The 20,019-nt window shown below is 71.1% G+C and carries 11 protein-coding genes and 1 pseudogene; 11 read left to right on the forward strand and 1 reads right to left on the reverse strand.

Annotated features, from left to right (window positions below; translation table 11 throughout):
• From AVHM3334_RS09835 to ssuD, 5 genes and pseudogenes are all read left to right on the forward strand, one after another.
• On the forward strand, positions 1-399 hold a 399-nt coding region (locus tag AVHM3334_RS09835; protein ID WP_284411821.1), incomplete at its 5' end, for a transposase.
• 227 nt (positions 400-626) lie between these two features.
• Positions 627-1,171, forward strand: a pseudogene (locus AVHM3334_RS09840) (acyl-CoA dehydrogenase family protein); the annotation flags it as partial.
• Positions 1,172-1,772: 601 nt separating this feature from the next.
• Positions 1,773-2,993 (forward strand): acyl-CoA dehydrogenase family protein, encoded by a 1,221-nt coding sequence (locus AVHM3334_RS09845; RefSeq protein WP_284411825.1) that lies wholly within the window; start codon positions 1,773-1,775, stop codon positions 2,991-2,993.
• 59 nt (positions 2,994-3,052) lie between these two features.
• Positions 3,053-4,267: a sigma-54 interaction domain-containing protein gene (locus AVHM3334_RS09850; protein WP_284411827.1), complete on the forward strand. Its 1,215-nt coding sequence runs from the start codon at positions 3,053-3,055 to the stop codon at positions 4,265-4,267.
• Complete coding sequence (ssuD, locus tag AVHM3334_RS09855) at positions 4,264-5,442, forward strand: FMNH2-dependent alkanesulfonate monooxygenase (protein ID WP_284411829.1); 1,179 nt, start codon at positions 4,264-4,266, stop codon at positions 5,440-5,442. The genes AVHM3334_RS09850 and ssuD overlap by 4 nt, the downstream gene beginning before the upstream one ends.
• A gap of 157 nt (positions 5,443-5,599) precedes the next feature.
• On the opposite strand, the gene AVHM3334_RS09860 is transcribed toward ssuD, so the two are convergent.
• Positions 5,600-7,531 (reverse strand): methyl-accepting chemotaxis protein, encoded by a 1,932-nt coding sequence (locus AVHM3334_RS09860; protein ID WP_284411831.1) that lies wholly within the window; start codon positions 7,529-7,531, stop codon positions 5,600-5,602.
• A gap of 11 nt (positions 7,532-7,542) precedes the next feature.
• Here AVHM3334_RS09860 and AVHM3334_RS09865 point away from each other — a divergent pair, with 11 nt between their 5' ends.
• The 6 genes from AVHM3334_RS09865 to AVHM3334_RS09890 all read left to right on the forward strand — a co-directional run bounded on the left by AVHM3334_RS09865 (position 7,543) and on the right by AVHM3334_RS09890 (position 19,890).
• Positions 7,543-7,710, forward strand: a complete 168-nt coding sequence (locus tag AVHM3334_RS09865) for a hypothetical protein (RefSeq protein WP_284411833.1) — start codon at positions 7,543-7,545, stop codon at positions 7,708-7,710.
• 24 nt (positions 7,711-7,734) lie between these two features.
• Positions 7,735-8,469, forward strand: a complete 735-nt coding sequence (locus tag AVHM3334_RS09870; protein ID WP_284411835.1) for a CerR family C-terminal domain-containing protein — start codon at positions 7,735-7,737, stop codon at positions 8,467-8,469.
• A gap of 17 nt (positions 8,470-8,486) precedes the next feature.
• Positions 8,487-9,977 (forward strand): efflux transporter outer membrane subunit, encoded by a 1,491-nt coding sequence (locus AVHM3334_RS09875; RefSeq protein WP_284411837.1) that lies wholly within the window; start codon positions 8,487-8,489, stop codon positions 9,975-9,977.
• Between the two features lie 66 nt (positions 9,978-10,043).
• Positions 10,044-11,342 carry an efflux RND transporter periplasmic adaptor subunit gene (locus tag AVHM3334_RS09880; RefSeq protein WP_284411839.1) on the forward strand — a complete coding sequence of 433 codons (1,299 nt, stop codon included), beginning with the start codon at positions 10,044-10,046 and terminating at the stop codon, positions 11,340-11,342.
• 87 nt (positions 11,343-11,429) lie between these two features.
• Positions 11,430-14,564: an efflux RND transporter permease subunit gene (locus AVHM3334_RS09885; protein WP_284411841.1), complete on the forward strand. Its 3,135-nt coding sequence runs from the start codon at positions 11,430-11,432 to the stop codon at positions 14,562-14,564.
• Between the two features lie 247 nt (positions 14,565-14,811).
• On the forward strand, positions 14,812-19,890 hold the full coding sequence (locus AVHM3334_RS09890) for a hypothetical protein (protein WP_284411843.1): 5,079 nt from the start codon (positions 14,812-14,814) through the stop codon (positions 19,888-19,890).
• Positions 19,891-20,019: the final 129 nt, after the last annotated feature.

Genomic DNA, 20,019 nt, shown 5'->3' on the forward strand with positions numbered 1-20,019 from the left:
ACCGTCACCAACAAGGGGCAGATGCGCTGCAAGGCGTTCGACGGCGCGCTCAACTCCGACATCCTGATCGACTTCCTGCGCCGACTCGTAAAGGACGCGGGCCGCAAGATATACCTGATTTTGGACACCCTGCGGGTGCATCACAGCAAGCCTGTAAAGGCGTGGCTGGCCGAGCACAAGCACGCCATCGAAGTCTTCTATCTGCCCAGCTACAGCCCCGAGCTCAATCCCAACGAGATGGCCAATGCCGACCTCAAGCAGGCGGTCACGAAGCTCGCCCCGGCCCGAACCAAGCTGCAACTCGTCAAGGCTACCGCACGTCACCTGCGCAGCGTGCAGCGACAACCCGCGCGGATCAAGAGCTACTTCGAACATGAGCACGTTCGTTATGCCGCTTGATTCAAGTTCATTGCAGCCGGCTCAATAGCTTAGGCGACTCAGTGGAGAACGGGCGAAATGCTGCGTCTGTGAAGTCCGGCGACCCTGGCAGTGGCTATGCGACGGCGTAATTTTTTGGCGAAGTGTGAAGTCGACGCGTTTCGGCGCGCACCTCCACAACGAATCCCGCATATCGATGCGCCGATTCCTTGGCACCACGCAGCCGCCTCTCACCCTCCAATCGGGGCATGACTGCAAGACCGGCACTGCAACAACACCTCCCCGAGATTCCCACCGACGTGGCGCGAATCGCCACCGATGCGGACGCCATCGCCGCAGCACACCGGCTGGCGGCTGACTTCGAGCCCAGCGCTTCCGAGCGCGACCGCGATCGCCGCCTTCCCTGGGATAAACTCACACGCTGGTCCGCCAGCGGCCTGGGCGCCATCACCGTGCCCCGCGCTCATGGCGGCCCGCAGGTGTCGTACGCCACGCTGGCCGAGGTGTTCGTGATCCTGAACGCGGCCGATCCGTCCATCGGACAGATTCCACAGAACCATTTCGGCGTGCTGGGCGTGCTGCGAGAAATCGGCACCACCGCGCAAAAAAACAGCGCCTCTACGGCGAGGTGCTGGCCGGTCGCCGGCTGGGCAATGCGGGGCCTGAGCGCAAGGTGGATGGCGCAGCCAACATCTTGCAAAGCGGCACCCGCCTGCGCACCACGCCGCATGGCCTGCGGCTGACGGGCAAGCGTTTCTATTCCACTGGGGCGCTGTTTGCGCACCGCATTCCCCACGGCTACCAGCGCTTCGACACGCAGGTGTGCTGATCGTCATCGCCGTGCTGATCGCGCTGGTGTCGCTGGTGCAGTTCGGTGGCGACCGGTGGGTGCGCTGGCTGCGCAGCCGGTAGGCCGAGGCGCCGCGCGGCGCTGCACCGTGGAAGAGCGCGCCGCGCCTTTGCGGCCCTTCTTCATGGAAGGCTACAAGCAAAATCGGCCTCCAGCGCATGATTCACTAGGGGGTATAGCTATTAAAAACATAGCAATTTGATTGACGCACGCGCTTTGGCCTGCCGCGTTCGGAAAGCGTGTGCGTGCCGCAGCGCTCTCAGCCTGCGCACGCGCAAATTGCGCACGAATCGCGCAGCGGGCCGCTTCCGATGTCGCGGAGCGGCGCCCGGCCGGGTGCCGGCCACCGTGCCGCCGAACGCCTGCGGCCGGCACCGGCAGGCCGCGCAGAAGGGCCCGGCTGCCCCTGCGGCACAAACCGAATAAGCACGCACGAAATCCGCATGTCGCCCGGCCGCGCGAGTCAGCACACTCACTGCACTCTGGCGGCAACGCACACCCTGCCCCGCGACACCGCCACCACCCTTTTGCCGGCACGCCCACCATGTCCTCACGCGACCCCCAACTGCACCCGCCTGAAGCCCCGCGCACGCCGCCGGGCACGCCCGCCACGCCCCCGCAAATCGCCCAGGCGCTGGCCGACCGGTTCGCCACCACCGCAGCCGAACGCGATGCGCGCGGCGGCACACCAAAGGCCGAGCGCGATGCGCTGCGTGCCAGCGGTTTGCTGTCGCTCTCCATTCCCACCGCGCACGGCGGCCAGGGCGCCGACTGGGCGACCACGCTGCAGACCATTCGCACCATCGCCCAGGCCGACAGTTCGCTGGCCCACGTGTACGGCTTTCACCACCTGCTGCTGGCCACCGTGCGCCTGTTCGCGCGGCCCGACCAGTGGGCGCCGTGGCTGGAGCAGACGGCGCGCAAGCAATGGTTCTGGGGCAATGCGCTGAACCCGCTGGACACGCGCACTGCCGCGCGCCGCATCGGCGACTGGTACGACTTTTCGGGCAAGAAGGGCTTTTGCTCCGGCGCGCTGGATTCGGAGATGCTGGTCGCCTCCGGCATCGACGAGGCCACCGGGCAACTGCTGATCGCCGCCATTCCCACGGCCCGCGCGGGCATCACCCTCAATGGCGACTGGAACTGCATCGGCCAGCGCCAGACCGACAGCGGCAGCGCCCTGTTCGAGAACGTGCGCGTGGAAGCCAGCGAGCTGCTGCGCGACCCCGGCCCGCTGACCACGCCGCGCTCGTCGCTGCGGCCGCTGCTGGCGCAGCTGATCTTCGTGCATGTGTTTCTGGGCTTGGCCGAAGGCGCTTTCGAGCTGGCGCGGCACTACACGCTCAACGAGTCGCGCCCGTGGTTCCGCTCGCCGGCCGAGCGCGCCAGCGAAGACCCGTACATCCAGTCGCACTACGGCGAATTCTTCGTGGGGCTGGAGAGCGTGCGCCTGCTGGCCTCGCACGCCGCGGCCACGTTCGACGCGGCCTGGAACGAAGGCGACGCGCTGGACGCCGCCGGCCGGGGCCGCGTGGCCGTGGCGGTGGCGACGGCCAAGGTGGCCTCCACCCGCGTGGGGCTGGACGTGACCAGCCGGCTCTTCGAGACCACCGGCGCGCGCGCCACGCACGGCGCGCTGCGCATGGACCGCTTCTGGCGCAACCTGCGCACGCAGACGCTGCACGACCCGGTGGACTACAAGCTGCAGGAGCTGGGCGACTGGGCGCTGCACGGCAAGGTGCCGCCGCCGTCGTTCTACTCCTGATCGCCCGGCCCGACCGATCGCGACCGCGACACCGATTCCGAACCCCACGCTGACGCCCCATGTCGAACCTTCCCGCATGGCCCGCCGCGCCGGTGCGCGCAGCCCCGGCCGCGCCCACGGCGCACCCAGCGCCCACCCCGCACGCCAGCGCCGAAGCCGGCATGGCCTGGATCTTCGAAGACCCGCGCAGCAAGGCGCTGCTGGCCGAGGTGGAGCAGGTGGCGCCCAGCGACGCCGGCGTGCTCATCACCGGCGAGAGCGGCACCGGCAAGGAGCTGATCGCGCGCTACCTGCACGGCCGCAGCCCGCGCAGCGCCGCGCCGTTCGTGGCGGTGGGCTGCGGCGCGTTCTCCGAGGCGCTGGTCGATTCGGAGCTGTTCGGGCACGAGCACGGCGCCTTTCCGGGCGCTTTCGGCGCGCAGCCCGGCTGGTTCGAGGAGGCGCACGGCGGCACCATCTTTCTGGACGAGGTGAACGATCTGCCCCTGGCCGTGCAGAACAAGCTGCTGCGCGTGCTGCAGCAGCGCGAGGTGGTGCGCGTGGGCGGGCGCCAGCCCATTCCCATCGACGTGCGCATCGTGGCCGCCGCGTCGGTCGACTTGCAGGAGCTGGTGCGCCAGCAGCGCTTTCGCAAAGACCTGTACTACCGCCTGAACGTGGTGAGCCTGGAGGTGCACACGCTGCGCGAGCGCCGGGGCGACATCGTGCCGCTGGCGCGCCATTTCATCGACGCCTACAGCCGGCGGCTGGGCTACCCGCGCCCGCAGCTCACGCCGGCCGCCGAGCGTGCGCTGCAGCAGGCGCCCTGGCCCGGCAATGTGCGCGAGCTGGAGAACACCATCCACCGCACGCTGCTGCTGGGCGAAGGCCGCACGCTGGATGTGCAGGACCTGCGCCTGTCCGGCACCGCGCGGGCGGGCGCCGAGCCCGACGCACCGGCCGCTGCTGCTGGTGCCGCGGCGCCGCCCCCGCAGGCCGCCAGCCCCTCGCCCCCAGGCCTGCCGCTGCTGCGCCAGGCCGTGCGCCAGCTGTGCGAGGCGCATGTGCCCGCGCTCTACCAGACGGTGGAAGACGCCGTGCTGCTGGAAGTGTTTCGCTGGTGCCACTACAGCCAGAGCGAGGCCGCGCGCGTGCTGGGCCTGAGCCGCAACGTGGTGCGCGCACGGCTCATTCGCCTGGGCGAGGTCGGCGCGCCGCGCCGCGCCGGGGCCGATGCGGGCGCGCCGGCCGCTGAGTTTTCTTCCGCCACCGATTCCGAAAGCCCTGCCCCATGAGTCCGACCCCCGACATCTTCTGGTTCCTGCCCACCTCGGGCGACACGCGCTACCTGGGCACGTCCGACTTCGGCCGCGCGCCCACCAATGCCTACCTGCGCCAGATCGCGGTGACCTCCGAGCAACTGGGCTACGACGGCCTGCTCATTCCCACCGGCAGCTCGTGCCTGGACCCGTGGGTCACCGCCGCCAGCCTGGTGCCCGTCACCCAGCGCATCCAGCTGCTGGTGGCGCTGCGCACCTCGCTGGGCCACCCGACCGCATCGGCACGGCAGGCGGCATCGCTCGACCAGGCGCTGGGCCCGGGCCGCCTGCTGCTGAACGTGGTGCCCGGCGGCGATGCGACCGAGCTGGCGGCCGATGGCGTGTTCTACAGCCATGACGAACGCTACGCCGCCAGCGGCGAGTTCCTGACCGTCTGGCGCCGCCTGCTGCAGGGCGAGAAGGTGGACTTCGAAGGCCGGCACCTCCAGGTGCAGGGCGCGCAGAACTTCTTCGCGCCGGCCACGCAGCCCTACCCGCCGCTGTACTTCGGCGGCGCCTCGCCCGCCGCGCACGCGCTGGCCGCCCGGCATGTCGATGCCTACCTGACCTGGGGCGAGCCGCCCGCCGCCGTGGCCGCAAAGATCGCCGACGTGCGCGCGCACGCGGCCTCCGCAGGCCGCGACCTCGACCGGCACCCGCTGCGCTTCGGCGTGCGGCTGCACGTCATCGTGCGCGAGACGAGCGAAGAGGCCTGGGCCGATGCCGACCGCCTCATCAGCCGCCTGACCGACGACGACATCGCCCGCGCCCAGCAGAACTACGCGCGCATGGACTCGCACGGCCAGCAGCGCATGGCCGCGCTGCACGGCGGCCGGCGCGACCGGCTGGTGGTGGGCCCCAACCTGTGGGCCGGCGTGGGCCTGGTGCGTGGCGGCGCCGGCACTTCGCTGGTGGGCAACGCGCACGAAGTGGCCGAGCGGCTGCAGGAATACATGGACGTGGGCGTGGACCGCTTCGTGCTCTCGGGCTACCCGCACCTGGAGGAAGCCATTCGCTTCGCCGAGCTGGTGTTTCCGCTGCTGCCGGGCAAGCAGGCGGTGACGCTGCGCGACCAGTCGCTGACCGGCGGGGCCTTCGACATTCGCGCCAGCCGGGCGACGGCGGCGGCCGAACCCGAAGCGGTGCGGTAAGCGCCGCCACCGCCTCCCGCACCCCGCGCGGGATCGACCCGTGTTGCCGCCGCGTCCGGGTGCGCAGCCGCTTCGCCAATGCGCATCGAATCAGCCCCCAGCGCTTATTCCATCAGCGCGAGCAGCTATTGATTCAATAGCGACTGCATGGGGAGTCTCAGAAGGTTTCCCAGTCGTCGTCCGACCGCGATGCCGATGCGGGCGCTGCGCGTGGCGCGGCCGATGCCGGCGTGGGCGCAGCCTTGGGCTTGGCCGTCGGGGCGGACAGCGCGGGCCGGTTCGCGGTGGGCCGGGCAGCGGATTGGCCAGCACTGGCGGCGGTGGATGGGGTGGCCGACTTCGCGGCAGGGCTTGCAGCAGTTCTGGCGGCGGGTTTGGCGGCAGGCTTCGATGCCGGCGAACCCGTGGCCGTGAGGACCGGGCGCGCCGGCGCAGGCCGGGCCGCCGACCGGGCAGGTGCCGCGACGGGCGCCGCCGCGCGCAACGACGCGGCAGGCGCAGCGGACAGGGCCGCCAGCGGCACCGCATTCGCATCCACGCGGAACTGCGACACGGCTTCGCGCAGGCGCTTGGCCTGCTCTTGCAGCGACGAGGCCGCCGCCGCCGACTCTTCCACCAGCGCGGCGTTCTGCTGCGTGGCCTGGTCCATCTGCACCACGGCCTGGTTCACCTGGTCGATGCCCGAGGACTGCTCGGTCGATGCGGCCGAGATCTCGCCCATGATGTCCGTCACGCGCTGCACCGAGGCCACGATCTCCTGCATGGTCGCGCCCGCGCGCTCCACCTGGGCCGAGCCCGCGCCCACCTTGCCGACCGACTCGTCGATCAGGCCCTTGATTTCCTTGGCGGCGCTGGCGCTGCGCTGGGCCAGCGCCCGCACCTCGCTGGCCACCACGGCGAAGCCCCGGCCCTGCTCGCCCGCGCGGGCGGCTTCCACCGCCGCGTTCAGCGCGAGGATGTTGGTCTGGAAGGCGATGCCGTCGATCACCGCGACGATGTCGGCGATGCGGCGCGAGCTGTCCGAGATGGCCTGCATCGTCGCCACCACTTCGCCCACGGCCGCGCCGCCGCGCTGGGCCACGTCCATGCTGCTGGCCGCGAGCTGGTTGGCCTGGCGGGCGCTGTCGGCGTTCTGCTTCACGGTGGACGACAGCTGCTCCATGCTGGCGGCGGTTTCTTCCAGCGACGCGGCCTGCTGCTCGGTGCGCCCGCTCAGGTCGCCGTTGCCCAGCGCGATCTCGCGCGAGCCGGTGTGGATTTCGTCCACGCCCTGGCGCACCTGCGTGACCATGCGGGCCAGGCCGTCCTGCATGGTGCGCGCGGCGCCCATCAGGCGGCCGATCTCGTTGGACGACTGCACGTCGATGCGCGTGGTCAGGTCGCCTTGGGCCACCTTCTCCAGCAGCGCCCCGGCGGCGTCCAGCGGCGCCAGCACGTTGCGGCGGATGAACACCCAGCACAGGATCGCCAGCACCACGCCCACGACCATCAGCCCCCCGGCCGCCACTTCGGCGATCTGCAGCAGGCGCACCGACTGGGCCTGCAGGGCATTGCCGCGCTGGCCTTCGGCATCGAAGAGCTGCTTCATCAGCCCTTCCATGTCGGCCAGCAGCTTGTTGCGCTGGGCGACGATCTCCTTGCCGCTGTACTCGGCCTCGTTGCCGCCGGCCAGGCCCACGGCGCCGCGCTGCACCAGCGCGGCGTAGGCATCGAAGGCGGTGATCATCGAGGCGGCCAATTGGCGCTCCTGCGACCAGTCGGCGGGCAGGCCCTGCGCCACCGATTGCAGGATGGGGCGGGCCTCCTGCATGGACTTCTCGGCGCGCGTGGTCTGCGACCGCACGCTCTCGGGCGGGTCGCCGCGCAGCACGTTGCGGTGGCCCACCGCCAGGGCGACGCGGTTGTCCCACATGCGGATTTCCGCCTGCTTGAGCGCGAGCATGTCGCGCGTGGTGCGGTCCTGCACCTCGCCGGCCACCACGCCGGCGCGCGTGCCGAACCACCCCACGCCCACCGACACCAGCAGCGCGCCGGTGAAGAACAGCAGCACGAGCAGCAACGCCACCCGGATGGAAAGATTCCTGAACATGCGCGCGCCCCTTGATCGAACCGGCCCAAGACGGGCCCTACCCCACACCATTTGCAACAAAAAGTCTGCCAGAAAAAGCCGACGAAATCCGTCGGCTACCCGGCGATTTCTCGGTGGTGGGCCATCCCGCCACGGCGGGCCGCGATGGCGCAAGCCGGAAAATTAAAACAAACGTTTGATTTACCGTGGTCTAATCCGCCGCGATGCCCGTTCAAGACCCCTCCCGCGCTGCGGCCGAAACGACGGCCGGCGCACCTTCGGCCCCATCGGCCCGCCTGCGCCTGCTGCACGCCGCGCTGCGCCTGTTCGCCGAGCACGGCTATGCCAAGACGTCGATCCGCGCCATCGCGCAGGCGGCCCAGGCCAATGTGGCGGCGGTGAGCTACTACTACGGCGACAAGGCGGCCCTGTATGCCGCGCTGTTTTCCGAGCCGTTCGGCGACATGCCGACGCTGGTGGCGGACTTCAGCCGCGAGGGGATCGACCTGCGCGAGGCGATGCAGCGCTACTTCCGCGGCGTGCTGGCGCCCTTGCAGAACGGCGAGATGGCGCGCCAGTACATGCGTTTGCACATCCGCGAAATGCTGGAGCCCACCGCCCAGTGGGAAAAGGAGATCGCGCAGGACGTGCGCCAGCCCCACGACGCCATGGTGCGGCTGCTGGGCCGGCACCTGGGCGTGCAGGCCCCGGACGACGGCCTGCACCGCCTGGCACTGGCCATCACGGGCATGGCCTTTCAGATCTGGAGCCAGCAGGAGATCCTGGCCGTGATGGAGCCGCAACTGCTGGCCATGCCCGACGCCGTGGACGCCTGGACCCTGCGGTTCACCGAATACGCGCTCGCCATGGTGGCCGCCGAGCGGGCACTGCGCACGGCGGACGCCGCCCCACCCGCCACCCGTCCCCCGGCCCGGCGCCCCGCGCCCCGGCGGCGCTAAGCCTTCTCGTCCTGACCATGAACACCATCCCTTCGCACCGTACCGCCCGCACCCTGCTGGCGCTCACCCTGCCCCTGTGGCTGGCCGCCTGCGCCGTGACCAGCCCCGCGCCGCGCGTGCAAGCCCCGGCCCCCGCCGGCTGGCAGGCGCCGCTGCCGCACCACGGCAGCGTGGCCGACATCGCCCGCTGGTGGGAGCGCGCGGGCGACCCGCTGCTGGCCGAGCTGGTCGCCGCGGCGCAGGACATCAGCCCCAGCGTGGCGCAGGCCCGTGGGCGGCTGGCGCAGGCACGGGCCTCCCGGGTGAGCGCACGGGCGGCGCTGCTGCCGTCGCTGGACGGGCAGGCCAGCGCCAGCCGCAGCGTGAACGAGCAGGTCGGCGGCCTGGCGACCACGGGCCAGGCGGCGCTGCAGGCGAGCTGGGAGGTGGATCTGTTCGGTGGCAATGCCGCGGCGAACGAGGCCGCCCTTCAGCGCCTGGCCGGAGCCCAGGCCCAGTGGCACGAGGCCCGCGTGTCGGTGGCGGCCGAGGTGGCCACGCAATACAGCAGCTGGCGCCAGTGCCTCGCGCTGGCGGAGGTGGCCGCGTCCGATGCGGCCTCGCGCGCGCAGACGGCGCGCCTGTCGGGCCAGAGCGAGAAGGCCGGCTTCACCGCGCCCGCCACGCTGGCGCTCGCCCAGGCGAGCGAGTCCGAAGGCCGGGTGCGCGCCGAGCAGCAGCGCATGGCCTGCGAGATCGACCTGAAAACGCTGGTGGCACTCACCGGCCAGGACGAATCCGCGCTGCGCGCCCGTGCCGCCGCAGCGCCGCTGGGGCCAGTGCCCGATGCGCTCTTCGCCATCGATGCGCTGCCCGCCCGCGTGCTGGCCCAGCGGCCGGACGTGTACGCCGCCGAGCGCGAGGTGGCCGCCACCAGCGCCGACGTGGGCAGCGCCCGCGCGCAGCGCCTGCCGCGCCTGACGCTGAGCGGCTCGGTGGGCCGAGGCTGGGTGCGCACGGGCGGCGCCACGATCGACGCCAACACCTGGTCCATCGGGCCGGTGGGGCTGTCGCTGCCGATCTTCGATGCGGGCCGCCGCGCCGCGCAGGTGGATTCGGCCGAAGCCCAGTACGACGCGGCCGTGCAGCAGTACCGCGGCACCGTGCGCCAGGCCGTGAGCGAGGTCGAACAGGCCCTCGTGCGCCTGGCCAGCACCGCGGCGCGCAGCACCGATGCGCAGCGCGCCGCCGAGGGCTACCGCACCTCGTTCACCGCCACCGAAGCCCGCTGGCGCGGCGGGCTGGCCAGCCTGGTCGAGCTGGAGGATTCGCGGCGCACGGCGCTGGCTTCCGAGTCGGCGCTGATCAACCTGCGCCAGGAACGCATGGCCGCGTGGATCGGGCTGTACCGCGCCGCAGGCGGCGGCTGGGAGGCCGAAGCCACCCCGCAGGCCGCCGCCGCGGCGCCGATGCCGCCTTCGACCGCAGCCGCGGCTGCCCCGGCCACCTCGGCATCCACCGCGCGATGACCCCCGCGCGCCCGTTTCTTTTTTCTTCAGCCTTCAGTCGTCGTTGACCGCATGAACGGAACCTCCATGCAACGCTTGAAATTCGCCCCCTCTTCCCTCTCTGCCGCTCTGGCCGTGGTGGCCGTGTGCGTGCTCGCCGCCGCTGGCGCGCTGATGGCCGCCGGCCCCTCGCGCGCGGCGGACGACGCCAAGAACGCCAAGGCCAATGAGCCCCGGCCGGCGCTCACCGTCACCACCACGCAGCCCACGCGCACTTCGCTGGCGCTGCGCCTGCCGGCCAACGGCAACGTCACCGCGTGGCAGGAGGCCAGCATCGGCACCGAAAGCAGCGGCCTGCGCCTGACCGACGTGCGCGTGAACGTGGGCGACACCGTGCGCGCCGGCCAGGTGCTGGCCACGTTCGCGCCCGAGACGCTGCAGGCCGACGTGGCCCAGGCCCGCGCCAGCCTGCTGGAGGCCCGCGCGAGCGCGGCCGAGGCCGCCGCCAACGCCGAGCGCGCCCGCACGCTGCAGGCCACGGGCGCCTTGAGCCAGCAGCAGATCCAGCAATACGCCACCGCCGGCGAGACGGCGCAGGCGCGCGTGGAGGCCGCGCAGGCCGCGCTCAACGCGCAGCAGTTGCGGCTCAAGCACGCGCAGGTGCTGGCGCCCGACAGCGGCGTGATCTCTTCGCGCACGGCCACCGTGGGCGCGGTGCTGGGCGGCGGCACGGAGCTGTTCCGCATGGTGCGCAAGGGGCGGCTGGAGTGGCGTGCCGAGGTGACTTCCAGCGACCTGCCGCGCATCCGCCCCGGCAGCCAGGTGAACGTGACGGCCTCCAGCGGCGCGCAGGTGCCGGGCACCGTGCGCATGATCGCCCCCACGGTCGATCCGCAGACGCGCAACGGCCTGGTCTATGTGGACCTGCCCAGCATCCCGACCGAGCCGCCGCCGGGCCGCCCCAAGGCGGCGAGCGCCCCCTCGGGGGGCAGCGAAGCACACGCAGTGGCAAGCGTGGGGGTCTTGCTCCCGGGCATGTTCGCGCGCGGCGAATTCCTGCTGGGCGAGCGCGACGCCATGAGCTTGCCGCAGTCGGCCGTGGTGGTGCGCGACGGCTTCAGCAGCGTGTTCGAGGTGGGCGAAGGCAGCCGCGTGGTGATGCGCCGCGTGCAGACCGGCCAGCGCACCGGCGACCGCGTGGAGATCGTCTCGGGCCTGCAGCCGGGCGCGACGGTGGTGGAGCGCGGCGGCGCCTTCCTGAACGACGGCGACCTGGTGCGTGCGCAGGCCGCGGCGCCGGCCAAAGCCCCCACGGCCGCCCCCGCTGTTCCTGCGGCCCCAGCGGCTCCAGCCACCTCTGCATCAAAAGTGCCTCCAGCGCAATAAGTACTAGGGCACCATGCTATTAATAAAGGAGCAAAACATGCTTTTGCCCGTTTGCCACCGCGGCCCCGCCGCCCGCAAGGACTTGCCATGAATCTGTCCGCCTGGTCCATCCGCAACCCGATTCCGGCCGCGATGCTGTTCGTGCTGCTTTCGTTCGCGGGCATGCTGTCGTTCCACGCGATGAAGGTGCAGAACTTTCCCGACATGGACCTGCCCGTGGTCATGGTCACCGCGTCGCTGCCCGGTGCCGCGCCGGGCCAGCTGGAAACCGACGTGGCGCGCAAGATCGAGAACGCCATCGCCACCACGCAGGGCCTGAAGCACATCACCTCCACGCTGGTGGACGGCACGGCCACCATCGCGGCCGAGTTCCAGCTGGAAAAGCCCGTGCAGGAAGCCGTGGACGACGTGCGTTCGGCCGTGAGCCGCGTGCGCGCCGACCTGCCGGCCGACCTGCGCGACCCCATCGTCGCCAAGCTCGAACTCTCGGCCCAGCCCATCCTGGCCTTCGCCATCGCCTCGGACCGCCTGGACGACGAGGCGCTGTCGTGGTTCGTGGACGACACGCTCACGCGCCGCCTGTTGGCCGTGCCGGGCGTGGGCGCCGTGAACCGCGTGGGCGGCGTCACGCGCGAAGTGCGGGTGTCACTCGATCCGCTGCGGCTGCAGGCCCTGCGGGCCACCGCGTCGGACGTGTCGCGCCAGCTGCGCCAGGTGCAGATCGAAAGCGCGGGCGGCCGGGTCGATCTCGGCGGCGCCGAGCAGCCGGTGCGCACCATCGCCACCGTGCAGACGGCGCAGGAGATCGGTGCCATGGACATTCCGCTGACCGATGGCCGCCACGTCCGCCTGGACCAGGTCGCCACCATCAGCGACACGGTCGCCGAGCAGCGCACCGCCGCGCTGCTGGACGGCAAGCCGGTGATCGGCTTCGAGGTCTCGCGCAGCCGCGGCGCCAGCGAGGTCGAGGTGGGCGCGGGCGTGCAGCGGGCGCTGGACAAGCTCCAGGCCGAGCGGCCCGACCTGCACCTCACACGCACGGTCGATTTCGTGGAAATCGCCAGCGACGAATACGACAGCTCCATGCGGCTCCTGTACGAGGGCGCCATCCTGGCCGTGGTCGTGGTGTGGCTCTTCCTGCGCGACTGGCGCGCCACCATCGTCTCGGCCGTGGCGCTGCCGCTGTCGGTGATTCCGGCCTTCATCGGCATGCACCTGCTGGGCTTTTCCATCAACATCATCACGCTCCTGGCGCTGTCGCTGGTGGTGGGCATCCTGGTGGACGACGCCATCGTGGAGGTGGAGAACATCGTGCGCCACCTGCGCATGGGCAAGTCGCCCTACCAGGCCGCCATGGAGGCGGCCGACGAGATCGGGCTCGCCGTGATCGCCACCACCTTCACGCTCATCGCGGTGTTTCTGCCCACCGCGTTCATGAGCGGCATCGCCGGGCGCTTTTTCAAGCAGTTCGGCTGGACGGCGGCGCTGGCGGTGTTCGCCTCGCTGGTGGTGGCGCGGCTGCTCACGCCCATGATGGCCGCCTACATCATGAAACCCATGGTGGCGCAGGAGAAGGAGCCGCGCTGGCTGGGCACCTACATGCGTGCCTCGGCCTGGTGCCTGCGGCACCGCGTGATCACGCTGCTGGGGGCGCTGCTGTTCTTCGCCGGCTCCATCGCGCTGATCCCGCTGCTGCAGTCGGGCTTCATTCCGGCCGACGACAACGCGCAGACGCAGGTCAACCTGGAGCTGCCGCCCGGCAGCGTGCTGGCCGATGCGCGCGTCGCCGTGGCGCAGGCCACCGAGCGCGTGCAGCGCGTGGGCCATGTGGCCAGCATCTACACCACCATCGGCGGCGGCTCGGCCGGCTCCGACCCGCTCGCCGGCGCCGGCGCGGGTGACCCGCGCAAGGCCACGCTCACGCTGCGCATGGACCCGCGCGGCGAGCGCCCGCGCAAGCAGGTCATCGAGCAGCAGCTGCGCGCCGCGCTGGAAGACCTGCCCGGCGTGCGCGTGAAGATCGGCCTGGGCGGCTCCAACGACAAGTACGTGCTGGCGCTGGCCAGCGAAGACCCGCAAGCCCTGACGGCCGCGGCGCAGGCGGTGGAGCGCGGCATTCGCACCATTCCCGGCATCGGCGGCGTGAGTTCCACCGCCAGCCTGGTGCGCCCCGAGATCGCCGTGCGGCCGGACTTCGCCCGCGCTGCCGACCTGGGCGTGACCAGCAGCGCCATCGCCGAGACGCTGCGCGTGGCCACGGTGGGCGACTACGACCAATACCTGCCCAAGCTCAACCTGGCGCAGCGGCAGGTGCCCATCGTCGTGCGCCTGGACAACGCGGCGCGCGAAGACCTGTCGGTGCTGGAGCGCCTCACGGTGCCCGGCGCGCGCGGGCCGGTGCGCCTGGGCGAGGTCGCCACGCTGGAGGTGGCGGGCGGGCCGGCCGTCATCAGCCGCTACGACCGCTCGCGCAACGTCAACTTCGAGATCGAGCTGGGCGCGCGCGGCCTGGGCGAGGTGACCGAAGCGGTCAAGCAGTTGCCCGCCGTCACCCAGCTGCCCGCCAGCGTGCGCCTGATCGACGTGGGCGACGCCGAGTTGATGGGCGAGCTGTTCGCCAGCTTCGGCCTGGCGATGCTGACGGGCGTGATCTGCATCTACCTCGTGCTGGTGCTGCTGTTCAAGGACTTCCTGCAGCCGGTGACCATCCTGGCGGCGCTGCCGCTGTCGCTGGGCGGGGCGTTCGTGGCGCTGCTGGTGGCGGGCAAGAGCTTTTCGATGCCCTCGCTCATCGGGCTCATCATGCTGATGGGCATCGCCACCAAGAACTCCATCCTGCTGGTGGAGTACGCCATCGTGGCGCGCCGCGGGCACGACGGCAGCGACGGCCGGCCCGCCGTCCCCGGCATGAGCCGCTGGGATGCGCTGCTGGACGCCTGCCACAAGCGCGCGCGGCCCATCATCATGACCACGCTGGCCATGGGCGCCGGCATGATGCCCATCGCCCTGGCGCTGGGCAGCGCGGACATGAGCTTTCGCTCGCCCATGGCGGTGGCGGTGATCGGCGGGCTCATCACCTCGACCGTGCTCAGCCTGCTGGTGGTGCCGGCCGTGTTCACCTACGTGGACGACTTCGCGCAGTGGTTCCAGCGCAAGGTGATGCGGCGCCCCGTGCACGGGGCGCCCCCCGTGGCACCGGCGCAGCCCGCACCGCCCCAGTGACGCGGCCGCCCGCAGCCCGGCGCGGTGGCGTGCATGCCGCTTCGCAGGGCCTGCAGGCGCCATCCACCCTCGTTAACCCCTACCACAGTCTTCCTGCGGCATCGGGGACGCAGGCCCGGCCGCTTCGCACGGCGAACACCCGCTTCGCACCCCGCAGGAATGCGCACTGCTTTGTATACAACCATGGAATCCAAGAAATCCAAGAAATCCAAGAAATCCAAGAAATCCAAGGGGGGAGACAAACACCATGCGCACCAGCAAGTCGGAGAAAATCCGGCACGTCACCTCAGAGTGGCCCGACCCGCAGCCATCCGCTTCGCCGCAAAGCCCTGCCCGGGGCAGCACGGGCCTGAACGCGCCCACCGGCTTGAAGGCCCGCGAAAAGACGGGGGCGCAAGCGGTCTACACCACGGCCAACATGGCGAAGCGCTCCGAGCGCGGGGTGTTATCCAAACTGAAGAGTTACTGGAAAACCGGCAAGACCACCGCCAACGCCAACCTGGGGCCGCTCGCCGTTGGCACCCAGACCCAGCACCCCATCGGGCGGCAGAACCAGGTGCAGGCACCGCGGTTCGATACCGACGGAAAGGTGCCGCTGCCGAACGCCACCAAAAGCGGCCTGGCCCAGGCCGTGCAGGAGGCCCTTCATCAGGTGGAAACGGGCCAGGCGCCCGATGCGCAGGCGCCTGGCTGGGCCGGGAAGGCTGCGGGCGCAGGGCAGTACTGGGCGCAGCAGGCGCTCTCGGTGCTGGCGCTCGGCAAGGGCCCTGCCAGCGTTCCCGGCGACGCGCTGGCGATGTTCTACGGCGTGCAGGGACTGAACGGGAGCCAGGGCGGTTCGGCCGGGCCGGAGGCCATCGTCCTGGGATATCTGGAGAGCCTGGTCCACGCGGAAAAGGCCACGGCGACCATCCACCTGGCCACGCAGGCCTCGCTGCCGGACGGCGAACGGGTGAACACGCAAGAGGCGCTGCAGCGATTGACCGACGCCGGCAAGGCCGCCGAATTGCATTCGAAGGACAAGGCCACCGCGGCCACCGCGGCCATGGTGGCCGAGCTGGCGGACAGCGTGCCTGAGCCATTGCAAGAGCGCCTGCAGGCGGCTGCGGGCACCTTGATCGCCGCGTTGAACCGGGGCGCCAAGGTGCCGGACGTGCTGGGCGTCGAGCTGTTCATCAATGCCGCCCGCCACACCTTCGACGGTGACCCGCAGGCCATGGTGAAAGCCATGGAGGACCTCGCGCACAGCTCGCCGGCGCGCCTGGTCGGCCTGGTGGGCGACGCCTTCAAGGCGGATGCGGATGCGCAGGCCGATGCGGCAACGCCACCGGCCCAGGACCCCTTGCTGCGCCTGGCCGTCGCCATCGCCCAGCCGCCAGGGGGCGAGCGGCTGCTGAACAAGCTGACCGATCCGCCCGCCATGGGCGCGCGCAAGGATGCGTTGCGGGTGGCGATACGGGCGATGGTGGAATCGCAGGCGCTGCAGCAGGCCGGCCCGCGCACCACCGAGGCGAAGGCGGACCTCGGGTTGCTGCGCGCAGCCGTGGAACATGCGCTGCAGCAGGTCTATCCAGGGCAGGCCCCCGCCGCGCCGCCCGGGCAGGCCGCAGCGCAGCGCGATGCGTTCGCGTGCCTGCAAAACGGCTTCACGACCAAGGAGAAAGGCTCCAGCTACGACCGTGTCCGCGAGCGGCTGCTGCAGTTCAGCGACGGCGCACTGGACCAGACGGCCCAGCGAAACGCACGCGCCGCGTCGGGGCGGCTGGGGCGGCTCCAGAACTGGCTGAGCGGCGGGCTGCCGAAAGCCATCGTCAAGAATTCGGCGGGCATGGAGGGGCTGCTGGCACCGGCATTGCCGGCCATCGCGTCGTGGCTGCCCGGTGCGCAGCCGACGATGTGGCGCAAGTCGGTCATGCGCAAGCTCACCGAGGCCGCCAGCGAGAACGGCATGCTGCCGCGCCGCGACGAGGCCGTGGCGGCGCTGCACCGCACGGCCACCGACATCCGCGCCCAACTGCAGATGCGCGCCGGTCCGCAGGCGGCGGCCGCCGAAACCCTGATGCTCGGCGTGCTCGATGAACTCAAGCTCGGGAACCTTTCGAGCCCGCCCTCGCAAAGCACGCTCAAGCACCTGGGTAAAAGCTTTCTCCAGAAAGTCGAGGCCCGCCTGGGGGCCGAGGGCATGGCCCGGCTGCCCCCGGAACTCGCGGCGAACTGGCAATCGCTGAAAGGCAGCCGCCCCAACGTCGGGCACCTCTTGCGGCTGTTGAGCGAACACATCGATCTGCGGGCCCTGGCCGATGGCACGCACTCGCCCACCGTGGCGCCCACCCAGGTCGCCCGCGGCCTGCGCACCGACGCCATCGCCCACCAGGCCATCGAAAGCTTCAAGGACATCGCCGGCGTGGCCCAGGCCGCCGCCCCGGCCGAGTCGGCGCAGGCACAGGCGCTGGCCGACCTGATGAAGGCATCGGCCGACGTGCTGGCCAAGGTCAATCCGCCAGCCGCGTTGCGCTCGCTGCGCGTCGAAACGTTCGAGGCCATCGAAAACCAGCTCGCAGCCGCCTGGCTGGCAACCCTTCCCGAGGGAGAACGGCCCCCTTGGCACGAGGCCGTCGAATCCCTTCAGGCGCGCTGGCCCGAGTCGGTGCAGAACGACTGGAAAACGATGAAGGCCTCGGGCAACGACGCGGGCCGGTTGCTGCGCACGCTGGTCGATGCCGCCAGCGACGTGCCGTGGACCGCCCCCTCGGCGGACCCGGCCGCAGCGTCCACCAGCCACGCGCCCCGCCCGGTGGCCGATGCCGTGGCGAAGGCAGCGCCTGCGCTGCAGGCCCTGCAGCGGGACGTGCACGTCAATCGCTTCGAACTGTGCGTGGCCGACACGGTGACGCTGTTCAACGACCTGCGCGGCCCGGCCGATGCCGCCGAAGTCATGAAGTCCCTGGCGCAGCGCATCAGCCTGAGCGAGAAGATCAAGAGCAGCGATGCGCGGCTGGCCCGGCTGGAGCTGGGCAAGGCCGTGTCGGTCACCACGGCCACCCCCGAACTCGTCATGCCGATCGCCGGCGTCGGCCTGGGCCACGAGCGATCGATGGACCTGAACATGGTCGGCGCGGCCATGCAGTTCCAGATCGCCACGGCGGACTCCAAGAACGCCAACGTGGGGCTCAACCTGGGCGTGCGCGGCGGCCTGGGCCACAAGGACAACGAGTTCAACCTGGGCGATGACGAGGCGGGCATGGCGCTGCGGTTCGACATGCGCTTCGAAGCGGGCGGCGAAATCTCGCAGACCCAGGGCGTGAGCCTGCGCATGCAGCGCACCGCGGCCCATGAGGACACCCTGCGGCGCCAATTCACCGACGCGCTCATCGCCATGACCCGGGGAGTCAGCCCGCCGCCCGAGGCCGGCACCGGAGCGGACCCGCTGGCCCATCTGCTGGAGCACTTTCCCGCGCTCGCCGTCGCGGAGCTGTCCAACACCAGGCGCAGCCGCACGTCGGAGCTGGCCGTCGGCGCCAATGCGACGGTGCGCGCAAGAGGATCCCTCGACCGCGACGAAGACGACCGCATGGCCACCCGGCGCGCCGTCGGCGTCGGCGTGCAGGCGGGGGTTTCCACCAGCAACCAGCGCTCACAGTCGGTGCAGACCGAGAGCCGCTCCGGACTGAACGTGGAAGAGTACAAGCTGTCGGCCCAGCACCGGGCCGAAACCCGCGCGAGCGCCAATGCCAGCCTGGGGCTGATGCCGGCCTCCCGGCACGACCCGGAAAAGGCCGCCCAGGCCCGCGGGGCGGGCGTGGACGTGCGCAAGCAGCTGGCCAACAGCGGTGTGGACACCACCCTTCGCCTGACGACCCGCCACGGCGAAACCTGGGCCGACCAGACCCAGATGATCCGGGAGTTCGAAGACCTGGACGACTTCCTGGCCGAGCTCGAACCCCGCATGCACGAGTTCGTCTCGATCCTGGCCGCACGCGACAGCGTGCCCGACGCCCCGGCGGCCGAAAAGACCGGCCGGGCCTGGCTGCGGCTGCAGGACACGCTGGTGCAGGCCGCCCAGGCCAGCACGCCCGGCATGGTGTTTTCCGTGGTGACCAAGCTGCGCCCCCAGGCCGCCGATGCCTGCGACAAGCTGCAGGGCCTGGCACAGCAGGCCGCCGATGCGGGCCTGAAGGCGTCCAAAGCCGCGGAGCAGGCGGCCGAAGCCGCCCGGCGGAGCACCACGGAAAGCCAGCAGGCCAGCGCCGCAGTTCGGCGGGCCGCAGCCGCAGGCCAGACCACTGAGGCGATCACACAGCAGGCGAACGCGACCCGGCTGCGGGCCCTCGCGACAGACCAGCAGGCGCAAGCCACGCAGCAGCAGGCCATCGCGCAAGCACAGCAGGCCAAGGCCGACGGCTACCGCGCCAAGGTGCGCAACCTGATGAACAGCCACGACGCCTGGATCGCGAACAACCTGCAGTTCAAGACCAAGGCCAAGGACGAGGTGTCGCAGAGCGCTGCCCTGGGCATCCTGCAAGGCAAGGCGGCGTCGGAATCCACCCGGCTGCACGAATTCTTGCCCGCAGGCTCCCAGCAGGTGGGCCGCACCCCCATGCAGCATGCCGCCGCGCCCGAAGACCATTCGGCCCGCTGGTCGCCGAAGCTGCCTGCGGTGGCGCGCGACCCACTTCCCGACCCACTTCCCGAGCCATTGCCCGAGCCATCACCCGAGCCCGGCCCGGACTCGGCCGAGGCGGTCAGCCCCGAGGCGCTTTGGCGTGCCAGGGCCGAGGCCCATGCGAGCAGGATGTCGGCCCAGGCGCAAAAGCATGCGCAAAGCCTCGCCGCCAAAACGAACGAGGGAGTGGCCGGGAAACCGGAAAAGCAACCGGAAAAGACGCAGGCGCAGGAACAAGAAGGGGGCGTCGTCCCCGAGCAGCCCGTGCGGCCAAGGCGCCCGACGCTGGGTGAACTGTTCAAGGCCCCGTTCGGACCGAATCATCCGCAGCACGCGCTTCCCAGGCCCCCGCTGAGCAACAGCCCGTCGCTCAAAGACTGGCTGCCTTCGGAGAACACCGTGGACGACGGGGCGCCCCCGCCATCCTCGCGCAACCGTGAACGCGAACCCGCCGAAAGCCATCCGCTTCCGTTGCCGCCCGCGCGCACTGCTCCGCCCCCGATCCGGTCCTATCCCTTGCCGACCCCGGAATCCATCCAGGCTTCCCGGCCGCAGGAACGCCGCCCGGTCCGGGCAGGAGCGCAGCAGAACCAAACCCTGCCCACCCCGGAGCAAGTGCGCACCAACGCATCGCGGCCGCGCCCCTCCAAGCCCGTCCGTTGAGGCGATCCGCAGCGCCGCGCAGGCCGTCCGCAAGACCGCCGCCAGGCCCGCAGGCCCCGGCGGTGGTCGGAAGCCGAGAAAAAACGATGCAATCCCGCCGTTACGCGGGCTTACACCCTGCGTCCGTGC

Origin of the sequence: Acidovorax sp. SUPP3334 (genome assembly GCF_030159055.1) — a bacterium.
GTDB lineage: Bacteria > Pseudomonadota > Gammaproteobacteria > Burkholderiales > Burkholderiaceae_C > Paracidovorax.

Bases quoted from the DNA above. Each gene is read 5' to 3' on its own strand.
- AVHM3334_RS09870 (WP_284411835.1), top strand. From the start codon at position 7,735: ATGCCCGTTCAAGACCCCTCCCGCGCTGCGGCCGAAACGACGGCCGGC.
- AVHM3334_RS09880 (WP_284411839.1), top strand. From the start codon at position 10,044: ATGCAACGCTTGAAATTCGCCCCCTCTTCCCTCTCTGCCGCTCTGGCC.
- AVHM3334_RS09885 (WP_284411841.1), top strand. From the start codon at position 11,430: ATGAATCTGTCCGCCTGGTCCATCCGCAACCCGATTCCGGCCGCGATG.
- AVHM3334_RS09845 (WP_284411825.1), top strand. From the start codon at position 1,773: ATGTCCTCACGCGACCCCCAACTGCACCCGCCTGAAGCCCCGCGCACG.
- AVHM3334_RS09875 (WP_284411837.1), top strand. From the start codon at position 8,487: ATGAACACCATCCCTTCGCACCGTACCGCCCGCACCCTGCTGGCGCTC.
- ssuD (WP_284411829.1), top strand. From the start codon at position 4,264: ATGAGTCCGACCCCCGACATCTTCTGGTTCCTGCCCACCTCGGGCGAC.
- AVHM3334_RS09860 (WP_284411831.1), bottom strand. From the start codon at position 7,531: ATGTTCAGGAATCTTTCCATCCGGGTGGCGTTGCTGCTCGTGCTGCTG.
- AVHM3334_RS09890 (WP_284411843.1), top strand. From the start codon at position 14,812: ATGCGCACCAGCAAGTCGGAGAAAATCCGGCACGTCACCTCAGAGTGG.
- AVHM3334_RS09850 (WP_284411827.1), top strand. From the start codon at position 3,053: ATGTCGAACCTTCCCGCATGGCCCGCCGCGCCGGTGCGCGCAGCCCCG.